Source organism: Streptomyces sp. CNB091 (assembly GCF_000377965.1).
In genome coordinates this window covers 1-23,983 of the sequence record NZ_KB898996.1, presented here as the reverse complement: position 1 = coordinate 23,983, position 23,983 = coordinate 1, and the positions used below count along the sequence as shown (strand labels likewise).

General features: G+C 70.0%; 22 protein-coding genes, 1 rRNA gene, 1 pseudogene and 1 riboswitch. Of the genes and pseudogenes, 8 read left to right on the top strand and 16 right to left on the bottom strand.

The genetic code is table 11. The annotated features are described in order from the left end of the window. The first annotated feature begins 23 nt into the window (after nt 1–23). Together D581_RS0113690 and D581_RS0113685 are read left to right on the top strand one after the other, a co-directional pair. On the top strand, nt 24–455 hold the full coding sequence (locus D581_RS0113690; RefSeq protein ID WP_026290488.1) for an RNHCP domain-containing protein: 432 nt from the start codon (nt 24–26) through the stop codon (nt 453–455). 124 nt (nt 456–579) lie between these two features. Next, nucleotides 580–1,131 carry an FBP domain-containing protein gene (locus tag D581_RS0113685; RefSeq protein ID WP_018957777.1) on the top strand — a complete coding sequence of 184 codons (552 nt, stop codon included), beginning with the start codon at nt 580–582 and terminating at the stop codon, nt 1,129–1,131. Here the strand turns inward: D581_RS0113685 and D581_RS0113680 are convergent. After that, on the bottom strand, nt 1,103–2,071 hold the full coding sequence (locus D581_RS0113680) for an HTH domain-containing protein (protein ID WP_018957776.1): 969 nt from the start codon (nt 2,069–2,071) through the stop codon (nt 1,103–1,105). The genes D581_RS0113685 and D581_RS0113680 overlap by 29 nt on opposite strands. Before the next feature lie 136 nt (nt 2,072–2,207). On the opposite strand from D581_RS0113680, the gene D581_RS0113675 reads away from it, so the two are divergent. After that, nucleotides 2,208–2,603: a RidA family protein gene (locus D581_RS0113675; protein WP_026290487.1), complete on the top strand. Its 396-nt coding sequence runs from the start codon at nt 2,208–2,210 to the stop codon at nt 2,601–2,603. 375 nt (nt 2,604–2,978) lie between these two features. Beyond that, nucleotides 2,979–3,918, top strand: a pseudogene (locus tag D581_RS1000000138585) (MFS transporter); the annotation flags it as partial. On the opposite strand, the gene D581_RS0113665 reads toward D581_RS1000000138585, so the two are convergent. Continuing rightward, nucleotides 3,890–4,453 carry a dihydrofolate reductase family protein gene (locus D581_RS0113665; RefSeq protein ID WP_018957773.1) on the bottom strand — a complete coding sequence of 188 codons (564 nt, stop codon included), beginning with the start codon at nt 4,451–4,453 and terminating at the stop codon, nt 3,890–3,892. The pseudogene D581_RS1000000138585 and the gene D581_RS0113665 sit on opposite strands and share 29 nt — an antisense overlap. A 200-nt stretch (nt 4,454–4,653) precedes the next feature. Between D581_RS0113665 and D581_RS0113660 the strand changes: the two genes are divergently transcribed. Next, nucleotides 4,654–5,475, top strand: coding sequence for a PhzF family phenazine biosynthesis protein (locus D581_RS0113660; RefSeq protein WP_018957772.1), 822 nt, complete (start codon nt 4,654–4,656; stop codon nt 5,473–5,475). Between the two features lie 54 nt (nt 5,476–5,529). On the opposite strand, the gene D581_RS0113655 is transcribed toward D581_RS0113660, so the two are convergent. Both D581_RS0113655 and D581_RS0113650 read right to left on the bottom strand, forming a co-directional pair. Then, entirely contained in the window at nt 5,530–6,309 is a 780-nt protein-coding gene (locus tag D581_RS0113655; protein ID WP_026290486.1) for a CPBP family intramembrane glutamic endopeptidase, read from the bottom strand. Between the two features lie 260 nt (nt 6,310–6,569). Then, nucleotides 6,570–8,075: a glutamate-cysteine ligase family protein gene (locus D581_RS0113650; protein WP_018957770.1), complete on the bottom strand. Its 1,506-nt coding sequence runs from the start codon at nt 8,073–8,075 to the stop codon at nt 6,570–6,572. 484 nt (nt 8,076–8,559) lie between these two features. On the opposite strand from D581_RS0113650, the gene D581_RS0113645 reads away from it, so the two are divergent. Continuing rightward, on the top strand, nt 8,560–9,144 hold the full coding sequence (locus tag D581_RS0113645; RefSeq protein WP_026290485.1) for a hypothetical protein: 585 nt from the start codon (nt 8,560–8,562) through the stop codon (nt 9,142–9,144). A gap of 509 nt (nt 9,145–9,653) precedes the next feature. Then, nucleotides 9,654–9,860, top strand: coding sequence for a DUF5999 family protein (locus tag D581_RS0113640; protein ID WP_018957768.1), 207 nt, complete (start codon nt 9,654–9,656; stop codon nt 9,858–9,860). A gap of 103 nt (nt 9,861–9,963) precedes the next feature. Here D581_RS0113640 and gcvP read toward each other — a convergent pair whose 3' ends face one another. After that, nucleotides 9,964–12,849 carry an aminomethyl-transferring glycine dehydrogenase gene (gene gcvP, locus D581_RS0113635; RefSeq protein ID WP_018957767.1) on the bottom strand — a complete coding sequence of 962 codons (2,886 nt, stop codon included), beginning with the start codon at nt 12,847–12,849 and terminating at the stop codon, nt 9,964–9,966. Nucleotides 12,850–13,046: 197 nt separating this feature from the next. Continuing rightward, nucleotides 13,047–13,144, bottom strand: a riboswitch (glycine riboswitch). A gap of 132 nt (nt 13,145–13,276) precedes the next feature. On the opposite strand from gcvP, the gene D581_RS0113630 reads away from it, so the two are divergent. Further along, on the top strand, nt 13,277–13,648 hold the full coding sequence (locus D581_RS0113630) for a PRC-barrel domain-containing protein (protein WP_018957766.1): 372 nt from the start codon (nt 13,277–13,279) through the stop codon (nt 13,646–13,648). On the opposite strand, the gene D581_RS0113625 is transcribed toward D581_RS0113630, so the two are convergent. From D581_RS0113625 to rrf, 11 genes are all read right to left on the bottom strand, one after another. Beyond that, complete coding sequence (locus D581_RS0113625) at nt 13,570–15,027, bottom strand: DNA polymerase IV (RefSeq protein WP_026290484.1); 1,458 nt, start codon at nt 15,025–15,027, stop codon at nt 13,570–13,572. The genes D581_RS0113630 and D581_RS0113625 overlap by 79 nt on opposite strands. 112 nt (nt 15,028–15,139) lie before the next feature. Then, nucleotides 15,140–15,766, bottom strand: coding sequence for a MerR family transcriptional regulator (locus tag D581_RS0113620; RefSeq protein ID WP_026290483.1), 627 nt, complete (start codon nt 15,764–15,766; stop codon nt 15,140–15,142). Between the two features lie 168 nt (nt 15,767–15,934). Further along, complete coding sequence (locus D581_RS0113615; protein WP_003970463.1) at nt 15,935–16,408, bottom strand: bifunctional nuclease family protein; 474 nt, start codon at nt 16,406–16,408, stop codon at nt 15,935–15,937. Nucleotides 16,409–16,461: 53 nt separating this feature from the next. Beyond that, complete coding sequence (ftsR, locus tag D581_RS0113610; protein ID WP_018957762.1) at nt 16,462–17,205, bottom strand: transcriptional regulator FtsR; 744 nt, start codon at nt 17,203–17,205, stop codon at nt 16,462–16,464. 42 nt (nt 17,206–17,247) lie between these two features. Beyond that, complete coding sequence (locus D581_RS0113605; protein WP_078625830.1) at nt 17,248–18,027, bottom strand: FHA domain-containing protein; 780 nt, start codon at nt 18,025–18,027, stop codon at nt 17,248–17,250. A gap of 190 nt (nt 18,028–18,217) precedes the next feature. Continuing rightward, complete coding sequence (locus D581_RS0113600; protein WP_018957760.1) at nt 18,218–19,030, bottom strand: DUF881 domain-containing protein; 813 nt, start codon at nt 19,028–19,030, stop codon at nt 18,218–18,220. 5 nt (nt 19,031–19,035) lie between these two features. Next, nucleotides 19,036–19,368 carry a small basic family protein gene (locus tag D581_RS0113595; protein WP_003970459.1) on the bottom strand — a complete coding sequence of 111 codons (333 nt, stop codon included), beginning with the start codon at nt 19,366–19,368 and terminating at the stop codon, nt 19,036–19,038. After that, nucleotides 19,365–20,279: a DUF881 domain-containing protein gene (locus D581_RS0113590; RefSeq protein WP_018957759.1), complete on the bottom strand. Its 915-nt coding sequence runs from the start codon at nt 20,277–20,279 to the stop codon at nt 19,365–19,367. Before D581_RS0113590 ends, D581_RS0113595 begins: the two co-directional genes overlap by 4 nt. Nucleotides 20,280–20,376: 97 nt before the next feature. Next, nucleotides 20,377–22,872, bottom strand: coding sequence for a sugar phosphate nucleotidyltransferase (locus D581_RS0113585; protein WP_018957758.1), 2,496 nt, complete (start codon nt 22,870–22,872; stop codon nt 20,377–20,379). 112 nt (nt 22,873–22,984) lie between these two features. After that, nucleotides 22,985–23,593 (bottom strand): cardiolipin synthase ClsA, encoded by a 609-nt coding sequence (gene clsA, locus D581_RS0113580; RefSeq protein WP_018957757.1) that lies wholly within the window; start codon nt 23,591–23,593, stop codon nt 22,985–22,987. Nucleotides 23,594–23,754: 161 nt separating this feature from the next. Beyond that, nucleotides 23,755–23,871 (bottom strand): 5S ribosomal RNA (gene rrf, locus D581_RS0113575). Nucleotides 23,872–23,983: the final 112 nt, after the last annotated feature.

Sequence of the window (23,983 nt, the reverse complement as noted above, 5' to 3'; positions counted from 1 at the left end):
GGAAGGAGAGGAGGGGACCGGCCATGCCGAGACGAGCGAAGAACACCCGTCGCCGTGCCCGGGCCGCACGACGGCCGCAGCGGTACAAGGACGTCCTGCACAGCCAGGGAGGGCACCGGGGAGACGCTTTCCGGTGCGCGGGCTGCCGACTGGACGTGTCCCTGGAAGCCCCCGGCACCACGCACCGCAATCACTGCCCGAACTGCCTGGTCAGCCTGCACGTCGACCGGCGGGTGCCGGGCGACCGGGCCGCGGACTGCCGCGCCCGGATGGAAGCCCTGGGCATGTCGGTCAGGCCCGACGGCGAGTGGATGATCATCCACCAGTGCGTGTCCTGCGGCGAGCTCAGCGCCAATCGCATCGCCGGTGACGACAACGCACTGGCCTTGGTGCGCCTGGCGCTCAAGCCCCTGCGGGACCCGGGCGTCGCCCATCGCATGCGGCTCGCGCCGTGACCCGGCCGTCCCGCGCGATGCCGTGGCACACGGCACCCACCACCTCCACATCTTGACGCTCGGGGTTCCCCCACCCCCCGTCCCCCTACAGATCGCACCCGTGTGCGACTCGCAAGGAGAAGCCATGCGCCCCATGACCAGGGAAGAGGTGCGCGGCGCGATCGTGAACCTGGACCCGGCCGCGAAGAAGATCCGCCTGCCGGCCCGGTTCGACGACGTCCGATGGCACCGGATCGACTACCTCGGCTGGAGAGACCTGCGCGCCCCGGCCCTCGCCCACCTCGTCACCGAGGTCGACGGCAGCGCGCGGGGAGTGCTGCTGCGCCAGGCCCCGAACGACTCGGCGCGCGGTTCGCGCGCGGTGATGTGCGACCTGTGCCGGTTCGCCCGCCGCTTCAACGAGGTCTCGCTGTTCACCGCCCAACGCCCCTCACGTGACAAACGTGAACGCCTCGACGCGATCGGGCTCCTCCTGTGCACCGACCTCGACTGCGCGGTGAAGGTGCACGGCAAGCCGGTCCGCGAAGCCTTCGACCGCCCGGTCGACGAGATCATCGCCTCGCGCCGGGAAGGCTTGCGCTCACGCACGATCGCCTTCGTCCGTTCGGTCGCTGAACCGCGGCAGGCCTCGATCGGCACGACACCGGCTAGGTCCCGTAGCGGGCCGCGAGCGTGACGGCGACGTCGCGCAGCGCGCTGCGCAAGGACTGCGGGGCCAGGGCCTCCGCATCCGTACCGAGACGCCACAGTGCCCATTCGGCGTGCCGGGCGTCCTGGAAGGTGACTTCCAGCCGCGGCCAGCCGTCCGTCTCGGGATCTTCCGCGCGGACGGCCAGCACGGTTCCCATCAGTTCCTCCCGCCGCGCCGGATGCACCCGCACCAGCGCGGTGACGTGGTCGCCGCCGGCGAGGAATCGCGCGGAACGGTCCCGCCAGATCCGGTCCAGGTCGACCCGGTTCGGCCGCTGGGCCGGTTCGGGCAGTTCCTCCGCGGCCAGCACCCGTGACAGCCGGTAGGTGCGGTCCGCGCCTGATCTGGTGGCCAGCAGGTAGCCCCGGTCCCGTACGGTCACCAGGCCGATCGGGTCCACCGTGCGCCACTGCGGCGCCCGGCCCGTGGCCGCGTAGTGGATGCGCAGCTTGCGGCCGGAGAGCACGGCCCGGCGGACCTCGATCATGGCGGTGCCCGGTACCTGGTCGACGACCGGCCGGCGCGAGAGCAGGTCGGTCTCCGGGTCGACGAGAAACCGCTGGGCCGCGTCGCTCGCGGCGGCCTGATGGCTTTCCGGCAGCGCGTCGACCACCTTCCGCATGGCCGAGGCGAGCGCCGGTCCGAGGCCGAACACCTGCTCCCCGCGTCCCGATCCGGCGGCCAGCAGGGCGAGGGTCTCGTCGTGGTTCAGCCCGGTGAGCTCGGTCCGGAAACCGGGCAGCAGGGCGAACCCGCCGTGCCTGCCGCGTTCGGCGTAGACCGGGACTCCGGCCGCGGACAGTGCCTCGATGTCGCGCAGCACGGTACGGGTGGACACCTCCAGCTCACGGGCCAGCGTGTCGGCGGTCAGCCGACCGCGCTGACGCAACAGCAGTACCAACGAGACCAAACGGTCGGCGCGCATGCGGGAACGGTAGCGAAATACACGACCAAGGGTGTCGTCATTTGTTGGAAGGCTCCCCCCGTACGACGTCGAGGTCGGCGCCCGCCGGGCCGACGGACCTCCGTACTCCCATGAATCGAATGGAGCTCAAGTGGCACTGGAACGAACGGCCGTGAACCCGGTGACCTGGTCGGTGGACCTGGGGTTCAACCAGGGTGTAGTCGTTTCCGGGCAGACCCGGACCCTGTACGTCTCGGGGCAGACCTCGATGAGCGACGACGGCAAGCCCCAGCACCACGGGGACATGGCGGCGCAGTTGACGCTGAGCATCGACAACCTGGAGGCCGTGCTGAGCGAGGCGGGCATGTCTCTCGCGAACCTCGTCCGCCTCAACGTCTATACGACCGACGCCGATCTGCTCCTCCGGCACTACGGCGCGCTGGCGGGGCGGCTCGGCGCGGCCGGAGTGGCGCCGGCCAGCACCCTGCTCGGGGTGACGCGACTGGCGGTCCCCGGCCAGCTGGTCGAGCTTGAGGGCACCGCCGTCGCGTGATGCGGCCTCACCGCCCGCACGGTTTCCGTCGCCCGAACCGGCGGGGAACGGTACGGGCGGTGAGAACGGCAGGGCGGCGGGAGCGTTACGGCGGTGAGAACGGCAGGACGGCGGGAGCGTTACGAACGGTGAGAACCGCAGGGCGGTGATCCGTTCCCCGGTGCTCTGCATCGCGGACGCCGAGGGGCACCGCCCGGTCACACCCGTCCGAGGCCGGGCCCGCCTCCCGTGCCCCCCGTAATGGCCTTTCGCCCCCGCTCGGCAAGCACTAGCGTTCCGGGCGGCGAATGACTCGTCAGGAGTGTTCCCACCAGGAGCGGAGGGACATGGTCGGTCGTCCGAGCGCGCGCTGACGTCACCGACGGGGCCGGCCGGTCCGGTCCCTGGCGGGACGCCGACTTCCGCAGGCTCTGGGCAGGTCAGACGGCCTCCCAGCTCGGCGAACACACGACGCTCTTGTCGTGCTGCCGCTCTTCGCCGTCCTGACGCTCGACGCGGGCGCGGGCCAGTTGGGCGCCCTCCGCGCCGTGGGGCAGGCGCCGATCCTGCTGCTCTCCCTCCTCGCGGGTGCCTGGGTGGACCGGTGGCGGGCCCGTACGGTGATGGTGCTCACCGACGCCGGCCGAGCCGTGCCCCTGGGGGCGGCGGCCGTGGCCGGTCTCCTCGGACTGCTCGGCCTGCCCGCGCTGTTCATGGTGACGTTCACCGTCGGAGCCCTGGGCTGACGGGCGTCACCGTTGGCCTCGCCCTCGCGGCGACCGGTCAGGGCGCGCTCCTGGGCTCCTTCCTGGCCGCGCGGCTGCCGGGCCGGTTCGGTCACGGTGCGGTGCTCGTGTCCGCCGCGGTGCTCGGCAACGGTGCGTTGCTGTGCGTACCGGCCCTGCACGGCTCCTCGATCGCGACGGTGCTCGCGCTCCTCGATCGCGACGGTGCTCGCGCTCCTCGCCGTCAACTTCGTGTTCGGGACGTTCAGCCAACTGGTGAACGTCACGGTCATGTCGGTGCGGCAGGCCGTCACACCGGACGGGATGCAGTCAGTGCGGCAGGCCGTCACACCGGACGGGATGCAGGGGCGCGCGGCCGCGACGATCACCTTCGCCGGGATGGGGTTCACCCCGCTCGGCTCGCTGCTCGGCGGCCTCCTCGCCCAGGGGTGGGGTCTGCGCACCGGCCTCCTGGTGTCGGCCGGGGGCATGATGCTGTCGCCGGTCCTGATGGCCGTGTCCCGCTCGCTCGCCTGGGACGGGTGCTTCCGGTCCCGCAGGCGTGCGGTGTTCCCGGCCGGGTCAGGCCGGGGCGTACCGCTGCAGGGTGATCCCGCTGCGGAACTCCCTCGATTCCAGGAGCCGCAGCCGGGGGACTTCGTATCCCTCGGGGAAGAGACGCCGGCCGCGGCCCTGGACGGCCGGGTAGACGAAGAGGCGGTGCTCGTCGACCGATCCGGCCGCGATCAGCGCGTGGGCCAGGGTGATGCTGCCGGTGAGGACGATGTCCTTGCCGCCCTCCTCGGCCTTGAGCCGGCGGACCTCCTCGACGGGGTCGCCCGTCAGCACCGTGGAGTTCTGCCACCCGGGGTCGGTGAGCGTGCCGGAGACGACGTACTTGGACACCTGATCGAGGTAGGCGGTGATACCCGTGGAGTCATCGGTCCGCAGCGGCCAGTAGCCGCGGAAGTCCTCGAACGTCCGCCGTCCCAGGAGCAGTGCGTCGGCGCGGTCGTCCTGCCGATGGCTCTCCTCCAGGACGTCGCTCATGTCCACGCCCGCCTGCCCCTGGGGATCGAACCAGTCCGTGATCATCTCGATCGATCCGTCGACGGTGATGTTCTGCGTGATCGCAAGGGTGCGCATGCCACTCTCTCCCGTGCACTGGACCCGTACGCTCCGGCGCTGGACGCGTACGTTCTCCTTCTGGTGACTCCGTCGGGCCCGGGGAGTCATCGGTGAGCCGAGAACCGTCGGCGGCACGGACGCTCCGACACGGCGGTCAGGGGCCGGCCACCCGGAATTGGCCTTGGCCCGCCTCCGCCCCGGCGATCTACGGTCGTCCCATGAGGATTCGCATCGTCGACGCGTTCACCGACCGCCCCTTCTCCGGAAACCCCGCCGGCGTACTCCTGCTGGACAGCGGTACGTTCCCGGCCGACGCACGTCTGCAGGAGATCGCCGCCGAGGTCAACCTCTCCGAGACGGCCTTCGCCCACCCGCTGCCGCCGGGCGGCACGGCCGACTGGGCGCTGCGCTGGTTCACTCCGGCCACCGAGGTGGACATGTGCGGGCACGCGACGCTCGCCACCGCCCACGTCCTGCACACCACGGGTCTGGCCACGGGCCCGGTGCGCTTCGCCGCGCGCTGCGGGATCCTGACCGCGACCGCCCGGCAGGACGGCGCCCTCACCCTCGACTTCCCCACCTCCCCGCTGACCGAGGAGCCGGTGCCGTACGGCCTCGCCGACGCCCTCGGGGCGGACCCCGTCTCGGTGCACGACACCGGTGAGCACATCGGCGACCTGCTCGTCGAGCTCCGCGACGAGGCGGCCGTACGGGCACTCGCCCCGGACTTCGCCGCGCTGGCGGCCCACTCCCGGCGCGGTGTGATCGCCACCGCCGCCGCCGAGGACCCCGCCCGGGGATACGACTACGTCTCGCGCGGCTTCTTCCCGGGCGTCGGCATCGACGAGGACCCGGTCACCGGCAGCGCCCACACCGCGCTGGCCCCTTTCTGGTCGGCCCACCTCGGCCGCGACGACCTCACCGGTCTCCAGGCGTCCGCCCGCTCGGGGCTGGTCCGCACCGCGTTGCGCGGCGAGCGCACCCTGCTGACCGGCACGGCGGTCACGGTGATCGACGGCGAACTGCTCACCACGCTCTGACGGCCGTCAGGGGGTGCGCCGAAACTTCCGGCGCACCCCCTGACGGCACCGCGCTCACGGCGTCGGCAGCCAGTCGACCCGGCCGGCGAGCAGGGCGTATCCGACGAACGCCCCGATGTCCAGGAGTGCGTGCGCGACGACCAGCGGGCCCACCCGGCCCCAGCGTCGGTACAGCAGCACGAACACGACGCCCATCACCACGTTGCCGATGAAGCCGCCGATCCCCTGATACAGGTGGTACGACCCGCGCAGCACGGAGCTGGCCACCAGCGCGGCCATCGGCGTCCAGCCCAACTGTCCGAGTCTGCGCAGCAGATAGCCGACGACGATGACCTCCTCCACCACGGAGTTCTGGATCGCCGAGAGGATCAGTACGGGGAATTTCCACCAGACCTCGGGGAGGGACTCGGGAACGACCGTCAGGTTGAATCCGGTGGCGCGGGCCACCAGGTAGAAGGCGAGGCCGGCGCTGCCGATGCCGGCCGCGACGAGGGTTCCGCGGCCGAGGTCGAACCAGGGTTTCGTCACGTCGAAACCGATGGCCCGCAGCCCCGCCCCTTCCCGGATCAGCAGGTGCGCGACCAGCGCGACCGGCACCAGCGCCGTGGCGATTCCGAACATTTGCCATGACAGATCAAGCCATGGACGGTCCGGAGCGTACGAACCGTTGAGCGTCGCCGCCTGGTCCTTCAAACCCCCCGGTTTCGTCAGCGATCCGACAAAACTGATGAGAGAGGACACCGCGCTGGCGCCCAGCGAGAGCGCCAGGACCAGCAGCACCTCGGACCGGGAGATCCTTCGCGACACGGCCTCTTGGGGAAAAGAATCAGCCACTCGCCCGGCCTCCACCTGTACACCTGCCTTGTGTTCCGCAATCACGTCTCATCCCATCGACCGCCGCACCAGGGTCTCGAATAGAGGTACGAAGATCATGCGCGACAGGCCGGGGGACGACCACCCTCACTGATGGTGCGGTCCCCTTTTCCCTGTTTCGTCCTCAACGAGGGGCGCCACCGGCATGGGACGTCCTAGCTTGCCCGACAGCCACGCGGCGGAAGGACGCCGGGGGCAGCGGCGCCGGCTTCCCGGGGGTCTCAGGGCGCCGGGAAGCCCACCGGCCAGGTGTGGACCGGCTCCCCCGCGTGCATCAGCTCGGCATAGCGGCGAGTGGTGGCCGCGAGCGCCGCGTCCCGCCCCAGCCCGGCGCCCAGGGCCCGGCGGTACGTGGCCACCTGCCAGGAGGCCCCGTTGACGCGCCGCTTGCAGCGCTCCTCGATCACCCCGAGATAGCGGTCCCGGTCGGCGGGTTCGATGTGCCAGGCGTCCAGCCCCGCGGCGGCCAGCGGCAGCAGTTCGTCCAGCACCAGCTGTACGGCGGGGATCCTCGCCGGCCCGCCGGAGCGGCCCGACCGCGGCCAGAGCAGTTCGGCCTCGATGCCGTGCCGACAGGCCTCGGTGAAATTCTCCTCGGCGGCCTCGAACGGCAGCCTGCTCCACACCGGCCGGGACTCCTCGGCGAGCGCCCGTACGAGCCCGTAGTAGAAGGCGGCGTTGGCGATCACATCGGTGACCGTCGGCCCGGCGGGCAGCACACGGTTCTCCACCCGCAGATGGGGGACGCCGTCGGCGATCCCGTACACCGGACGGTTCCAGCGGTAGACGGTGCCGTTGTGCAGCACCAGCTCGGCCAGCTCGGGCACCCCGCCCTCGTCCAGCACCTTCAGGGGGGCCTCGTCGTCGCAGATCGGCAGCAGCGGCGGGAAGTAGCGCAGGTTCTCCTCGTAGAGCTCGTGGGCGGAGCCGATCCAACGCTCCCCGAACCAGGTCCTGGGGCGCACTCCCTGGTTGGCCAGCTCCGGCGGCCGCACGTCGGTGGCCTGCTGGAACAGGGGCGGCCGGGACTCCCGCCACAGCTCCTTGCCGAAGAGGAAGGGGGAGTTGGCGCCCAGCGCGATCTGGACGCCGGTGATCGCCTGGGCGGCGTTCCACACGTCGGCGAACCGGGCGGGCGTCACCTGGAGGTGCAGCTGTACCGAGGTGCAGGCCGATTCGGGGGCAATGGAGGGCGAGGTGCAGACCAATCGCTCGACGCCTTCGATATCCAGGAGGAAATCCTCCCCCCGGGCGGCCGCCATTTGATCGTTGAGCAGGGTGTAACGGTCCACGTCCGAGAGATTGGCGGACACCACGTCATGCTCGCCCAGGGTGGGCAGGATTCCGATCATCACGATGCCCGCGTCCACCTCCCCCGCCTTGCGGTGCGCATAGGCGAGACCGGTCCGCAACTCCTCCGCGAGCTGATCGAAAACCCGGCCGCCGAGTCGGTGCGGGACGATATTCACTTCGAGATTGAACATCCCCAGTTCGGTCTGGAAATCCCGGCTCGCGATGCGCTGGAGCACTTGCTGATTCATCATCCGGGGCATCCCGTCGGAACCCGCGAGATTCAGCTCTATCTCCAGCCCCATCAGGTTCCGCGGACGGTCGAACCTCCGCTCCGCCAGGAGTCTGCCCAGCCCCTCCAGGCACTGGTTGAGCTTGGCGCGGTACGCCTGTCGATCGGACAGGTCAAAGGCTTCCGCCACGACCTTCTCCCCCATCGAGGGGTCCCTCCTCCAGTGGGCGGCCGGCGGCCCAGGCCGCTCGCATCACGATCGATAATGCCCAGCGGGAGTGATCCGTAACGCCCCCACGGGCCTCCGATACCCGATAGTCTGATGGAAGGAGACCGGGGGCACATTCCGGAGGCATGTGGTTCCCCATATTTTCGGCCGGGGTATGCGCGGTGAAAACACCGACGGGTTCCAGCCGACCGCTCCACCGGAAGAACGCCAGGTCGGGGCCGCCCGCAGCAGTTCAAATCACCAGGAATACCACAATGCGAAGGCCGGATGACGCCTTGCGCGACATACCTCCGACCGCTAGTGGAAACACTGTGTGAACACACGTCATATAAACTCCGCTCAACGAGGCAGAGTGTTGATGCGACTCGCCCGTCACCGGCCGTCTCCGGCCCTCATGCCGACAGCGCTGTCTGCACCCGCCCAAGCGCCACCGTGTCTCCGAAGTGAGAGGCGACCCACTATGCCGCTGCATGTTCCCCCGGCTCCCGCGCCCGCCCTGCGCAGTGTTCTCGCGGCCCTCGGTTCTCCCACCGCCGTCCGCGAGGCCCGAACATCCGCTCTCCGGTCCGTCCAGGGACCGCTGAGCCCCGAACTACCGCTTCCCGTGCATGTGCTGGACCGGATCGCGCCCACCGGAACAGCACCTCTGACACGCCTCGCGGCCTGGCGTTTCCTGATCCGGAGCGAGGGCCGCGCGGTCGCCGCGGCGGACACCGTGCTCACGCCCGACGGCTGGGCCTTCTCACACTTCTTCGAGGGGCCCTACCTCGCCTCGACCGAGCTGGCCCTCCGGCAGGCGGAGGGGTCGTCCACCGCCTGCCAGGCCCGGCTGCTGTCCATCCCGGAGCTGTACATGCTCACCCTCTGGCTGCACGGCGACACCGAGGCCGATCCCGCCGGCGGGATGCTCGCGCCGACGGACGTCCTGGTGCCCCTGGCGCCGGCCCCGCCTGGCATCACCGCCCACCGCCCGCACCGGGTCGCCGATCTGCTGCCCGTCATCTCGCTGCGCGTGGCCCCCGGCCCGCTCCTCAGATCTGCCTGACCGGAGCGCCACCCCGGCCCAGCGCCCCCGTAGCGACCCCATCCTGCCCCGCCCGAACACCGGGCGGGGCAGGGGTCACTGCGGGGGCGCTGGGCTGCCCACCGAGGGCTGGGTCCTGTCGTCGAACTCCCGTCGTCGCCCGGAGGGCGGCCCTGCGGGGTCAGGTGCGTGCTCTCGGCCTGCCGGGCTCACGTCCGCGTACTGGACCGTACTCGGGCGTGTGCCCGGCGCGGCGAGAGTGCGTGCATGGCACCGCGGGGCAGACGGGAGTTCGACGACAGGGCCTAGCCCCATCCGGCCACCCCGAACCACCCAAAGGGACAGTGCGGTTGCGATGAACCGTCCGCGCGGGTGATGCGTCATGAGAGGAGTACGGGTGCTGCGACCAAATCCCTGCGGAATCCTCCCCGTGGGGCAACACTGGGACCGGACCGACTGATACGGGGGCGGCCATGAACACCTCATCCAGCCGCAGGACACTCGACTCGACGCAGCGAAAGAACCCATCCATGTGCCAGCACCAGCCACCCTGCCCCACCGCCGATTCACCCGACCGGGAGGCCGCCCGCCTGACGGCCCACCACCCCGAACAGGGGTGGAGCCTCTTGTGCAACGGCGTCCTGCTCTTCGAGGACACCGGCGAACTGCTGCCCGACGGACAGATCATCGCCCCGCACCGGAGCCTGGCAACCGGCCGCGCGGTGAAGGCCGCCTGAGGACGGGCCGACGAACAGGGGCCGGCCCGGAGAGATCTCCGCACCGGCCCCGACGCATGTCCGGCGTGCACCGCTCACGGCGCACGCCCTACCGCAGCCCCACTCAGTCGTCGTACGTGTCCAGCGGGGGGCAGGAGCAGACCAGGTTCCGGTCGCCGAAGGCGCCGTCGATGCGGCGCACCGGCGGCCAGTACTTGTCCGCGGCGGACACTCCGGCCGGGAAGACGGCCTCCTCGCGGCTGTAACCGTGGTCCCAGTCGCCACCGAGCGCGGCCGCGGTGTGCGGGGCGTTGCTCAGCGGGTTGTCGTCCTGGCTCCACTCCCCCGAGGCGACCTTCTCGATCTCGGCCCGGATCGCGATCATGGTGTCGCAGAACCGGTCGAGCTCCGCGAGGTTCTCGCTCTCGGTCGGCTCGATCATCAGCGTGCCGGCCACCGGGAACGACATGGTGGGCGAGTGGAAGCCGTAGTCGATCAGACGCTTGGCCACGTCGTCGATGGAGACGCCGGTCGCCTTGGAGATGGGGCGCAGGTCCACGATGCACTCGTGCGCGACCAGACCGGCCGGACCGTTGTACAGGATCGGGAAGTGCGGCTCCAGCCGCTTGGCGATGTAGTTCGCGGCCAGCACGGCGACCTGCGTGGCCCGCTTGAGCCCCTCGCCGCCCATCAGACGGACGTACGCCCACGAGATCGGCAGAATGCCCGCCGAACCCCACGGGGCGGCCGAGATCGGGCCCACACCGGTCTCCGGGCCCGCGGCGGGCTGGAGGGGGTGGTTGGGGAGGTACGGGGCGAGGTGCGCGCGGACACCGACCGGGCCGACGCCGGGGCCGCCGCCGCCGTGCGGGATGCAGAAGGTCTTGTGCAGGTTCAGATGCGAGACGTCGCCGCCGAACTTGCCGGGCTTGGCGAGCCCGACCAGCGCGTTGAGGTTGGCGCCGTCGACGTAGACCTGACCGCCCGCGTCGTGCACCTCGCCGCAGATCTCGGCGACGTGCTCCTCGAACACCCCGTGCGTGGACGGGTAGGTGATCATGAGCACGGCCAGCTCGTCACGGTACTGCTCGATCTTGGCGCGCAGGTCCGCGATGTCGACCTCACCGTCGTCGGCGGTCTTCACCACGACGACCTTCATGCCCGCCATGACGGCGCTGGCGGCGTTGGTGCCGTGCGCGGAGGACGGGATGAGACAGACGGTGCGCTGGTCGTCCCCGTTGGCCCGGTGGTACGCGCGGACGGCCAGCAGACCCGCGAACTCGCCCTGGGAGCCGGCGTTGGGCTGGATGGACACCGCGTCGTAGCCGGTGACCTCGGCGAGGCGCTCCTCCAGCTCACGGATGAGCGAGAGGAAGCCCTGCGCCTGGTCCGCGGGGGCGAAGGGGTGCAGCGCGCCGAACTCGGGCCAAGTGATCGACTCCATCTCGGCGGTCGCGTTCAGCTTCATGGTGCAGGAGCCGAGCGGGATCATGCCGCGGTCCAGCGCGTAGTCGCGGTCGGCGAGCTTGCGGAGGTAGCGCAGCATCGCGGTCTCGGAGCGGTGCTGGTGGAAGACCGGGTGGGTCAGGATGTCGTCGGAGCGCAGCAGCCCCTCGGGCAGCGCGTCGGCGACCGTCGCGTCCAGCGCCTCGATGTCGCCCTCGGCGCCGAAGGCGGCCCAGACGGCGGAGATCTGCGCGCGGGTGGTGGTCTCGTCGCAGGCGATGGAGACCTGGTCGGCGTCGACGAGGCGGAGGTTGACGCCTCGCTCCCGGGCGTCCGCGACGACCGCGGCCGCCTTTCCGGGGACCCGTACGGTCAGGGTGTCGAAGAACGCGCCGTGCACGACGTCGACACCGGCGCTCCGCAGGCCGTCGGCCAGGATCGCGGCGAAGCGGTGGGTGCGCCGCGCGATCGTCCGCAGCCCGTCGGGGCCGTGGTAGACCGCGTACATCCCGGCCATGACGGCGAGCAGGACCTGCGCGGTACAGATGTTGCTGGTGGCCTTCTCGCGGCGGATGTGCTGCTCGCGGGTCTGGAGGGCCAGACGGTAGGCCTTGTTGCCGTCGGCGTCGACGGAGACGCCGACGAGGCGGCCGGGCAGGGAGCGGGCGAACTTCTCGCGGACCGCCATGAAGCCGGCGTGCGGACCGCCGAAGCCCATCGGGACGCCGAAGCGCTGGGTGGTGCCGACCGCGATGTCGGCGCCGAGCGCGCCGGGCGAGGTGAGCAGCGTGAGGGCCAGCAGGTCGGCGGCAACGGTGACGATCGCGCCGAGCTCGTGGGCCTGCTCGATCACGGGCTCGATGGCGCGCACGGCACCGGAAGCGCCCGGGTACTGGAGCAGGACGCCGAAGACGCCGCGCTCGGCGATCTCGGCGGGGATGCCGTCGCTCAGGTCCGCGACGACGACCTCGACACCAGTGGGCTCGGCGCGGGTCTCGATCACCGCGACCGTCTGCGGCAGGGTGTCGGCGTCGACCAGGAAGACGCCCTTCTTGACCTTGCCGACGCGCCGGGCGAGGGCCATCGCCTCGGCGGCCGCGGTGCCCTCGTCGAGCAGCGAGGCGCCGGAGGTGGGCAGCCCGGTCAGCTCGGCGACCATCGTCTGGAAGTTGAGGAGGGCCTCCAGGCGGCCCTGGGAAATCTCCGGCTGGTACGGCGTGTAGGCCGTGTACCAGGCGGGGTTCTCCATGACGTTGCGCAGGATGACGGGCGGCGTGAAGGTGCCGTAGTAGCCGAGGCCGATCATCGGGGCCAGCACCTCGTTGCGGTCGGCCAGTGACCGCAGCTCGGCCAAGACCTCCGCCTCGGTGCGCGCCGAGGGAAGGTTCAGGGCCTCCGCGCTCTTGATCACGTCGGGCACCGCGGCGGCGGTGAGCTCGTCGAGGGAGCCGTAGCCGACCTGGGCGAGCATCTTCGCCTGGGCTCCGGCATCGGGCCCTATGTGGCGCTGCTCGAACGGAATGCCCTGCTCCAGCTGGGAGAGCGGAGTGCGACGGGGGGTCATGGTGGAGGCCTCCTGGTCTGTCACGACCTGCGAGGGGCACCACGGCGCGGGTGCCCGAACGGCCTCCCCCTCTGTCATCTCAACCTGAGAGCTTCACCGGCGCGCCCGGGGGCGTGCCGGCTTTCACCGTCGGTGAGGGTCGAGTCCGCCTGGGCCTGCCTGCGCCCGCGCGGAATCGCCCTGCTTTCCAGAGTGACCTCGTCCGTGCGGTACGGGGGCCTGAGAGATTCCGGGGAGGAGTTGCTCCTTCGGCGCCTCCGGATTCTGCACCGGAGGACTCTCCCGCACGGGGTCAGCAGCCACTGTCAGCCTACCAGCGGCCCCCGCGCCGGATTTCTCGAGTGGCCGACGCCACGGATCTGCACTTGTGTGGTGCTGGTGGAGCGACAGCGTCCACCCTGAGCAGTTGCGACCAGTGGGAGGCACTGTGCAGACCGATATCGATCCGCGCCGCCTGATCGGCCGCAAGGCATTCGATCGCCAGGGCGCCAAGATCGGAACGGTGGATGAGGTCTATCTCGACGACGCGACGGGCGTGCCCGAATGGGCGGCCGTCCGCACCGGCCTGTTCAGCAGGGACGCCTTCGTCCCCCTGGAACCCAGCGAATTCGTCGAGGACGCGCTGCGCGTTCCGTTCGACCGCGCGTTGATCAAGGACGCGCCGGACTTCGGCGTCGGCCGGCACCTCTCGCCCGAGCAGGAACTGCAGCTCTACCGCCATTACGGGCTGGACTCCCCGCCCCCGGCGGAGTCGGCGCCCGACCGGGACTTCGGCAGGCTGGCGGGCCAGGAGGAGTAGTCGGCCGCTTCACGCACGAGCGGCAGCGGGTCGGCGGGCCGCAGCATCGGATCGTCGACACGGAACGTCAGCACCCGGCCGGGTGCGCTCCACGGTTCCTCGAACCGGACGGTGACCCGGCCCACGCCGCTCCCCTGGACCCAGCCGTGCCCGTGTTCCTCGTGGTGCACGTCGTGCCCGGCGGGCCAGCGCCGTGCGGCGAGCAGCTCCGCGCCCTCCGGCCCGGGCTCGGCCGCCACGTTCTCCTCGTCGCCCTCCACCGGCGCCCGGTGCTCCTCCTGGGCCCGCTGAGCGAGCTCCCGGGCGTCGGCGGCCTGGGCGAACAGGTCCTCCTGGGTGTAGTCGGCCAGCCCCGTCACACCGACCCCCAGCAGCCGTACGCCCCCCGTGGTGTCGACGGACTCCAGCAGCCGCCCCGCCGCCTCACGGACCACTGTGGGGTCGTCCGTGGGGCCTCTGAGCGTCTCGGAGCGGGTCAGGGTGGAGAAGTCGTAGCGGCGCACCTTCAGCACCACCGTGCGGCCCGACCGGTCGGCGGCGCGCAGCCGCTCCACGCACCGGACGGCCAGCCGCTCCACCTCGGCCCGCACCCGCACCCGGTCGTGCAGGTCCACGTCGAAGGTGTCCTCCACCGATACGGACTTGGCGTCCCGCTCGGCGACCACCGGCCGGTCGTCGAGCCCCAGCGCCATCCGGTAGAGCCCATGGCCGTGGGCCTTGCCGACCAGCCGTACGAGCTCCGCCTCGCCCGCCTCGGCCAGATCGTGGACGGTGGTCATCCCGGCGCGTCTGAGGTGGTCGCCGGTGGCCGGTCCCACCCCCGGCAGGATGCGCACGGACATGGGGGCGAGCAGCTCACGCTCGGTGCCCGGCTCGATGAGCAGCAGCCCGTCGGGCTTCGCCTCCTCGGAGGCGATCTTGGCGAGCATCTTGGAACCGGCCAGCCCGACGGACCCACTGAGGCCGGTCACCGCGCGGATCGCCGTCCGCAACCCCTCACCCGTCGCACGGGCCGACGCCGCGTCGTCGGCCGTCCCGCCGGCCTCCAGGTCCACGAAGGCCTCGTCCAGGCTGAGCGGCTCCACCAGGGGCGACAGCCGCCCCAGGAGCTCCATCACCTGGTCGCTCACCGTCCGGTACAGCGAGAAGCGGGGCACCAGGTAGGCGGCGTTCGGTGCGAGCCGCCGGGCTTGTGCGGTGGGCATCGCCGAGTGCACGCCCAGGCGCCGGGCCTCGTACGAGGCGGTGGCGACCACTCCGCGCGGTCCGAGACCACCCACCACGACCGCCTTGCCGCGCAGGCTCGGCTTGGCCGCCTGCTCCGCCGACGCGTAGAAGGCGTCCATGTCCAGGTGAAGGATGGTGGGCGCGGGTCTCACACCGTCGATGCTGCCCTACGGCACTGACAACGGGACGGTCCGGCACCCCGTGGGTACCGGACCGTCCCGTCGTCCTCTTCGTGCTGCCCGCCGTGCTGTGCTTCCGGGGTGCTCAGACGGCGCGGTTGCGGCGCCGCGCCAGCTCGTCGGCGGGGTTGTGGCCGACGAGCGTCTCGCCGGTGTCGACCCGTTCGCCGTGCAGCTGCGAGAGCGCCGCGTCCACGTCCCGCCAGACGACGCCGACGGCGATCCCGAAGACTCCCTGCCCGCCCTGGAGCAGGCTGACGACCTCGTCGGGCGAGGAGCACTCGTAGACCGTGGCTCCGTCGCTCATCAGCGTCATGCGCTCAAGATCCTGGAAACCACGGGCCCGCAGGTGCTGGACCGTGGTGCGGATGTTCTGCAGAGCGACCCCGGTGTCCAGGAAACGCTTGACGATCTTGAGGAGAACCACGTCCCGGAAACTGTAGAGACGCTGGGTCCCCGACCCGTAGGCCGGGCGCACACTGGGCTCGACCAGTCCCGTACGGGCCCAGTAGTCCAACTGGCGGTAGGTGATCCCCGCCGCCGCGCACGCCGTCGGTCCGCGATAGCCGATGTCGTCGGCATCGCTCGCCGCTGCCACGCCGCCCGCTGCCACCGCTGCCGGTTGAACCGGCTGCCTGATGGCGTGGTCGGCTCCACTGCCGTGCTGCGGATACGGCCCACCCGCCGCCGTACCGTCGCCGCTGCTTCTCACGCCGACCTCCGTCCTTGACCTGCCCACTCGAAGGTAGGCAGTCACTCGGGGTGCGTCAACGATCGCCACACTCGGCACGCCGAGTGATAATCACCCTGAGGGTGGTTTCCCGTGTCTCGTTTCCGGGAACGGCTTGTCGGATGCGCTGACAGCACCCCTGCGGGACGGTCACTGACTGTTCGTACCGAAGTCCTCCGGAGAGATCTGATCGAGGAACTCGCGGAACTTCTCCACCTCGTCCTCCTGCTCGTCGGGGATCGCGATACCCGCATCGTCCAGCACGCCGTCACTGCCGTAGATCGGCGTGCCGGTCCGCAGGGCGAGCGCTATGGCGTCGGAGGGCCGGGCGCTCACCTCCACTCCGCTGGCGAAGACGAGCTCCGCGTAGAAGACCCCTTCGCGGAGGTCCGTGATGCGGACCTCGGTGAGCTCCTGGCCCAAGGCCTCGAGCACATCCTTGAACAGGTCATGGGTCAGCGGCCTGGCGGGAGCCATGCCCTGCTGGGCGAAGGCAATCGCGGTCGCCTCCCCAGGACCGATCCAAATGGGGAGGTACCGGTCGCCTCCCACTTCACGCAGGAGAACGATCGGTTGGTTGGAGGGCATTTCCACCCGGACACCGACAACGTCGAGCTCGTTCACACAGCAACCCTAGGACGTGCTCGCCATGTTTGGGTAGTCGGGCTCCGCCGAGGTCAGTGCAGACGGCTGCGCAGAGCGCTCTGCACGAGGGCCGCGTGCAGCCGTACGGACAGCTCGGCGAGCTCGTTCGCGGTGGTCTCGGCATGGGCTCTGGTCTGCGGATTACGGTGCCGGCGCAAGGGCGCGACCAGCTGCTCCACCAGCCCCGCCTCCCGGTCGGCGGAGGCCCGCATGGCCCGAAGATGACGCGGTTCCAGGCCGAAACGCCCCAGGTCCGCCACCAGCTTGGCGACCGTCACCATCTCGGCGTCGTAGCCGCCCTCGGGGGCGGGGACGATCAGTCCGTAGGACTCCCACTCGGCCAGCCGGTCCTCGTCGACCTCGGCCGCCGCGAGCAGCTCGGCCCGTCCGACCCGGGCGGCGGTCGCCGTCCCGGGGCCGGTCTCCCACACCCCGTCGGCCAGGTCCCGCCGCTCGCCGGGCGAGGGCAGCACGGGCTGCTCCCCCCTGGCCAGGGCGTCCAGGTGCTCCCGGATGACCTTCAGAGGCAGGTAGTGGTCCCGCTGCATGCGGAGCACCTGGGCCAGGCGCTCCACATCACGCGGGGCGAACTTCCGGTATCCGGAAGGAGTGCGCTGCGGCTCGACGAGCCCCTCGGCCTCCAGGAACCGGATCTTGGAGATGGTGACTTCGGGAAACTCCTCGCGCAGCTGGATGAGCACCGTACCGATGCTCATCGGGCGCGCTTCCGCGGTGGCGGTGCCGTGTCCGGCACCGCCTGTCGGTGTTCGCAGCATGGGCCTTCCTCGGGGTTCCCCCGGACGGAGTCCGGGGGCTGGTCACACGCCCCGCGGGCTCGCATAGAAGACCAGGCGGTACTTTCCGATCTGGACTTCGTCGCCGTTGGACAGCTGGACCGAATCGATGCGCTCACGGTTGACGTAGGTGCCGTTGAGGCTGCCGACATCACCCACGGTGAAGCTACCGTCCGGGCTCCTGCGGAACTCCACATGACGCCGCGACACGGTCACGTCATCGAGAAAGATGTCGCTCTGCGGGTGACGGCCGGCCGTGGTCAGGTCGCTGTCGAGCAGGAAGCGGCTCCCGGAGTTCGGGCCCCTCCGCACGACCAGCAGCGCCGAGCCCCCGGGCAGCGCGTCGACCGCGGCCTGGGCCTCCGGGGAGAGCGAGGGCAGAGCGGTCTGACCCGTCGCCTCCGCCTCGTACGCCTCCAGGCCGGAGATGGAGATGGTGGACGTCGTCTCCGAGGGACGCTCGGGAACACCGCCCCGCAGCGGCGCCCCGCAGTTGGAACAGAACCTGCTGGCCTCCGCGTTGCGGTGACCGCACCTCGTACAGACCGGCATCGACGAGCCCTCCGGGGTGAACCCTCCACCCGTACTCGAGGCTGATGGTGCGCCGAAACCTATGCGTCCGGCACCGGCAGGGTCAACAGACGACACGCCGTCACCCCCCGGGGCGCCGGAGACCTCGTCGCGGAAGAGCGGACGCTCCGCCTCCTGCTCCTCGCCCTGACCGTGGCGCGGCGCGCGGTGGCGGGCAGCACTGTTGCTGTCCTCGCGTGCACTCTTCCCGAACAACTTCGCAAACAACTTCACGGGCGATTCCCCTTGACCGACATAGACCCGCCCGTGGGGCAGGACGAACCCTGATTGAACACACCTGCCGACCCGGACATCTTCACAACGTCCGTATCCACCCGACAGTTTCCACCACGCACCACCAATCCGGTGCGCCGACCCCCCGCAACCGTCCGACCCGCTCCACCGGCCCCCACACTCGCCCGGCTCACGGGGAAGACGACCGAGCGTAGTCAGGCCGCTGCGCCGGTCGCAAGGCATCGACGACGATGTCGTCGGACCGCTCCACGAGCACGGTGGCCTGCTCCTTCTCCAACGTCTGGACCACACCGCCGGGAATGTTGAGGGCGGGCTCCAGATCCTGCGGTTTGCCGATCACCGTGAACTCGTACGGCGCCTCGATCTTCTCCCCGTCCACCTGGACGTTTCCGGCGTCACCGGAGAAATAGGTGTTGGCCACCACCCGCACCCCGTTGACCTGGATCGCCTCGGCTCCCGCCGCCCGCAGTTCCTGAATGGCGTCGAGCAGCATGTCGGGCGCGACCGCCCCCGAGGGGTCGGTGATCGTCAGCGTGATGCCGGGGCCCTGCGCCGCCGCGGTGCCCGCGAGGATACCGAGCTGACGTTCCTTCTCCAGCGTCTGCTTCCGGGCCTCCTCGGCCTGGTCGGAGCTGTTCTCCAGCTCGGTGCGCTGATCGTCCAGACGCTGCTTCTCGTCCTCCAGACGCTGGGTCCGGTCGTCGACCTCGTCGAGGATGCGGACCAGGTCCTCCTGCCGGGCTCCGCGCAGCGCACTGTCGTCGCTGGTGGACCGCACCTGGATGGCGAGCCCCAGCCCGAGCCCGAACAGCAGCAACGCGACGATCAGTTGGGCCCGGCTCAACCGCGGCGGCCACAGGCCCGCCTTGAGCCTCTGCCGACCGGACACCTCCGTGACGGGCGGCGGCGCGGGAGGATCGGGGACGACGGCGGACGCGCCGCTCTCCGGCTGTTCGCTGCGGGAATTCTCGTCGTTGTTCATCGGCCTCAAGCCCGGAAGACGTGCCGGCGGATCGCGGCGGCGTTGGAGAAGATCCGAATGCCCAGCACGACCACCACACCGGTGGAGAGCTGAGCGCCGACACCCAGTTTGTCGCCGAGGAAGACGATCAGCGCGGCCACCACGACGTTCGAGAGGAAGGAGACCACGAAGACCTTGTCGACGAAGATGCCGTCGAGCATGGCCCGCAGACCGCCGAAGACGGCGTCGAGCGCGGCGACCACCGCGATCGGCAGATAGGGCTCGACCACCGCCGGCACCTCGGGCCGGACCAACAGTCCGACCACGACTCCCACGACGAGGCCCAGTACGGCGATCACGATGTGCCCTTCCCTGTGTCTGCCGCACCACTGCCGGCGGCCTTCGGCTCTGCTGTACGGACGATCAGGCTCGGCGCGGCCGGAAGCCGCACCTTCGCCTGATCGGAGATGCTGGTGCGGATGTCGAAGCTCTCCTTGAGCGCCTGAAGGTACTGGCCGTCGGCGCTGTCCTGAAAGGCGGTCGCGAGCTTCTTGCCGTCCCCCACCGCGAGCACCGTGTACGGCGGTACGAGCGGTCTGTTGTCGACCAGTATGGCGTCGCCGGCGGCCCGGATCGCCGACAGGGCCGTCAGCCTCTGCCCGTTGATGGCGATCGCCTCGGCCCCGGATTCCCACAGGCCGTTGACGACCCGCTGCATGTCCCGGTCGCGCAGCCGCCCGGTGTCGGCGAAGCCCGTCGACTCGCGCGGACCGCCGCCGCCCTGGTCGGTGTCCTTGGCGTCGTCGACGACCAGTTTCACGCCGGGGCCCTCGACCGGCGTCGCTCCGGCCAACAGCGCCACGAGCTGCCCCTGGTCCCCACCGTGCTGCTCAAGTGCCTTGCGCTGACGTTCACTCACATCGCGGCGGAGGGCCTCGACTTCCGACTCCAATGTGTCCGCTGCCTCTGTCTCCGCGTCGATGCGGTCGATCAGCTCCTCGCGCTCCTTGGCGACGACCGGCGCGGAGATCCGCGCCTCGGCGGCGCCGAGGGTGACCACCAGGGCGGCCACCACCAGTCCGGCGGCCAGGCCGAGCTTCGACTTGAGCGTACGGGGCAGCCCAGCGCTCCCGTCGGCCCTGCGCCGTGCGGAGGCCTCCGCGTACCCGTCGTCGAGGCTGTGGTCCATCACGTTGTTCAGCAGCGACATGGAGGCGTCGGGGCGTGCGGGCGGCGGGGCGGTGCTCCGATCGGGGGACTGCTGCGACATGCCGCACATCGTCGCACGTCATCGCGGCTGCCGCCGAATGGCCCCACCGGTGCGCCGCGACCCCCTGCCCGGGGCGTCGCGGCGCACCGCATGCGCGTCAGTCCCCGGCGCTGTCCACCACCGCGGCCCACTCGTCGAGCAGTGCCTGGGCCGAGGCGTCGTCCGGGCCTTCGGCCCACAGATGGGTGACGGCCTCCGCCCGGTCGGGCAGGACCATGATCCACCGTCCGTCCGCCTCGACCACACGGACCCCGTCCGTGGTGTCCACGCTGCGGTCACCGGCCGCTTCGACGACCCGGCGCATGACGAGCCCCTTGACGGCCCACGGAGTCGCCAGGTCGCGGCGCAGGACATGCGCCCGGGGAATACGGGCGTCGATCTGGCTCAGCGTGAGCTGGGTGCGCGCGACGAGCCCGATGAGCCGGACGAAGGCGGCGCTCCCGTCGAACACGCTGCTGAATTCGGGAACGATGAACCCGCCGCGCCCGTCTCCTCCGAAGATGGTGTCCTCTTCACGGCCCACCCGGGTCAGATCATCCGGCGAGGTGGTAGTCCACTCCACCTGGGTGCCGTGGTAGGCCGCCACCTGCTCGGCGACGCGCGTGGTCGTCACGGGCAGGGCGACACGACCGCTGCGCCGCTCGGCGGCGATGAGATCCAGGAGGACCAGCAGGGCCCTGTCGTCCTCGATGATCCGGCCCAGTTCGTCGACGAGGGAGAGCCTCTCGCCCACCGGGTCGAACCGCACGCCGAAGGCCGCCCGTGCGGAGGACACGATCTCCCCGAGCCGCACGAGACCGGCCCGCCGGGTGTCGGCCGACTCGGTGGGCCGCGCCTCGTCGAGTCCTGGGTTGATCGTCAGCGCGTCCACGCCGAGCCGCCCGAGCAGGCTGGGCAGGACGAGCCCGGCGCTGCCGTTGGAGGCGTCGACGACGACCTTGAGTCCGGAGTCCGCGATGCCGGTGACGTCGACGTTCCGCAGGAGGGATCCCGTGTAAGAGTCGAACACGCTGGACGGGAAGTGCAGGTCCCCGATCTCGCCGGGGAAGGCCCTGCGGTACTCCTGGCGCGCGTAGACCCGGTCGAGCTTGCGCTGCTGCGCCTGTGAGAGGTCCGCGCCCCGCTCGTCGATGAACATGATGTCCACCGAGTCGGGCACCCCGGGTGACGTACGGATCATGATGCCGCCGGCGCTGCCCCGGGCGGTCTGCTGGCGCGCCACGGGCAGGGGGACGTTCTCCAGGTCCCGGACGTCGATGGCGCTGGCCTGGAGGGCCGAGATGACGGCCCGCTTGAGGGCGCGGGCGCCTCGGGAGTGGTCACGTGCGGTCGTGACCGTCGAGCCCTTCTTGAGGGTCGTGGCGTAGGCGCCGGCCAGCCGCACGGCGAGTTCGGGGGTGATCTCGACGTTCAGGATTCCGGAGACCCCGCGCGCCCCGAAGAGGTGCGCCTGCCCTCGGGACTCCCAGATCACCGAGGTGTTGACGAACGCACCGGCCTCGATCGTCTTGAACGGGTACACCCGGACGTTGCCCTGGATGATCGACTCTTCGCCGACCAGGCATTCGTCCCCGATCACGGCGCCGTCCTCGATCCGGGCCGCGCGCATGATGTCGGTGTTCTTGCCCACCACGCAGCCCCGGAGGTTGCTGTGCTGTCCGATGTAGACGTTGTCGTGCACCACGGCCCTGTGGAGGAAGGCGCCCGTCTTGACGACGACGTTCGACCCCACGACCGTGTGTTCGCGGATCTCGACGTCCGCCTCGACCTTGGCGTAGTCGCCGATGTACAGCGGTCCGCGCAGCACGGCGTCGGGGTGGACCTCAGCCCCTTCGGCGACCCACACGCCGGGCGAGATCTCGAAGCCGTCGAGCTCCACGTCGACCTTGCGCTCCAGGACGTCCGCCTGGGCCTTCACATAGCTTTCGTGGGTGCCTACGTCTTCCCAGTAGCCCTCGGCGATATAGCCGTAGATGGGCTTGCCCTCCTTCATCAGCTGAGGGAAGACGTCACCGGACCAGTCGACCGAGGTGTCGGCCTGGACGTAGTCGAACACCTCGGGCTCCATGACGTAGATGCCCGTGTTCACGGTGTCCGAGAAGACCTGTCCCCAGGTCGGCTTCTCCAGAAACCGTTCGACCTGACCGTTCTCGTCCACGATGGTGATCCCGAATTCCAGGGGATTGGGAACCCTGGTCAGGCAGACCGTGACGAGTCCGCCCTTTTCCTTGTGGAACGCGATGAGGTCGGTGAGGTCGAAGTCGGTGAGCGCGTCACCGGAAATGACGAGGAACGTGTCGTCCTTCAACGCCTCTTCTGCATTCTTCACACTGCCCGCGGTGCCGAGTGGCTTCTCCTCGTTGGCGTAGGTGAGCTCCATCCCGAGCTCTTCGCCGTCCCCGAAATAATTCTTGACGAGGGAGGCGAGGAACTGGACGGTCACTACGGTTTCACTGAGCCCATGCCGCTTGAGCAGCCGCAGGACATGCTCCATGATCGGCCTGTTGGCCACGGGCAGGAGCGGCTTGGGCATGCTCGAGGTCATGGGGCGAAGGCGTGTGCCTTCGCCGCCAGCCATCACGACGGCCTTCATGTCGGAAACGTCCTCCTAGAAGAGACGACGGTCAGCCGAGTGCGCCCGTCGGGGCATCATTCACACCATCTGCCGCGGGCCGGCCACACTGCGCGGCACCGCATCAACGAGCTCAATCGGCTACTGCGTCCGCCTTCACGATCCGGCGGACCTGAACCACATAGAGGATTCCTGCCCACCAGTAGAGCGTTGTACCCCATCCTGCGAACGCCCATCCGAAGACAGCTGCCAGTGTGGCCAGCCAACCACTCCCGTCGCTGAGCAGCAACAAGGGGAACGCGTACATCAGGTTGAAGGTTGCAGCTTTTCCGAGGAAGTTGACCTGCGGAGGCGGATACCCGTGGCGTCGCAGGATGGCCACCATCACCAGGAGCATCAGCTCCCGGGCGAGAAGCGCCGCGGTGACCCAGAGGGGCAGGATCTCACGCCAGGTGAGGCCTACAAGGGTGGAAAGGATGTAGAGACGGTCAGCCGCCGGGTCCAGGAGCCGGCCGAGGCTGCTGATCTGGTTCCACTTGCGGGCCAGCTTCCCGTCGAGGTAGTCGCTGATGCCGCTGAGCATCAGCACCAGGAGCGCCCAGTTGTCGCTGTTGGGCCCTCCGAACACGGGGCGAAGAATCAGCCACAGGAAGAGCGGTACCCCGACAAGGCGAGCCATGCTGAGGATGTTGGGGATGGTGAGGACCCGGTCCGTCTGGACCCGAGTCTCCTGGACCTCCACCCGGGGGCCTCCTGTGAAGAATGTGCCGATGATGCTCCCTGACCCTACCCTCAGCTTCCCCCGTCCGGTGCACGGGGGTGGAGGTCGAACAGGGCACACCCAAGGTCCTGGAACGCAAAAAAGCCCCGCACCAAAAGGTGCGGGGCTTTCCCGGAAAAATTGTTCGGCGGCGTCCTACTCTCCCACAGGGTCCCCCCTGCAGTACCATCGGCGCTGAAAGGCTTAGCTTCCGGGTTCGGAATGTAACCGGGCGTTTCCCTAACGCAATGACCACCGAAACACTATGAAATTAACCAACACCGGATGAAAACACGGCCGTTCGTTATTTCAGAACTAACACAGTGGACGCGAGCAACTGAGGACAAGCCCTCGGCCTATTAGTACCAGTCA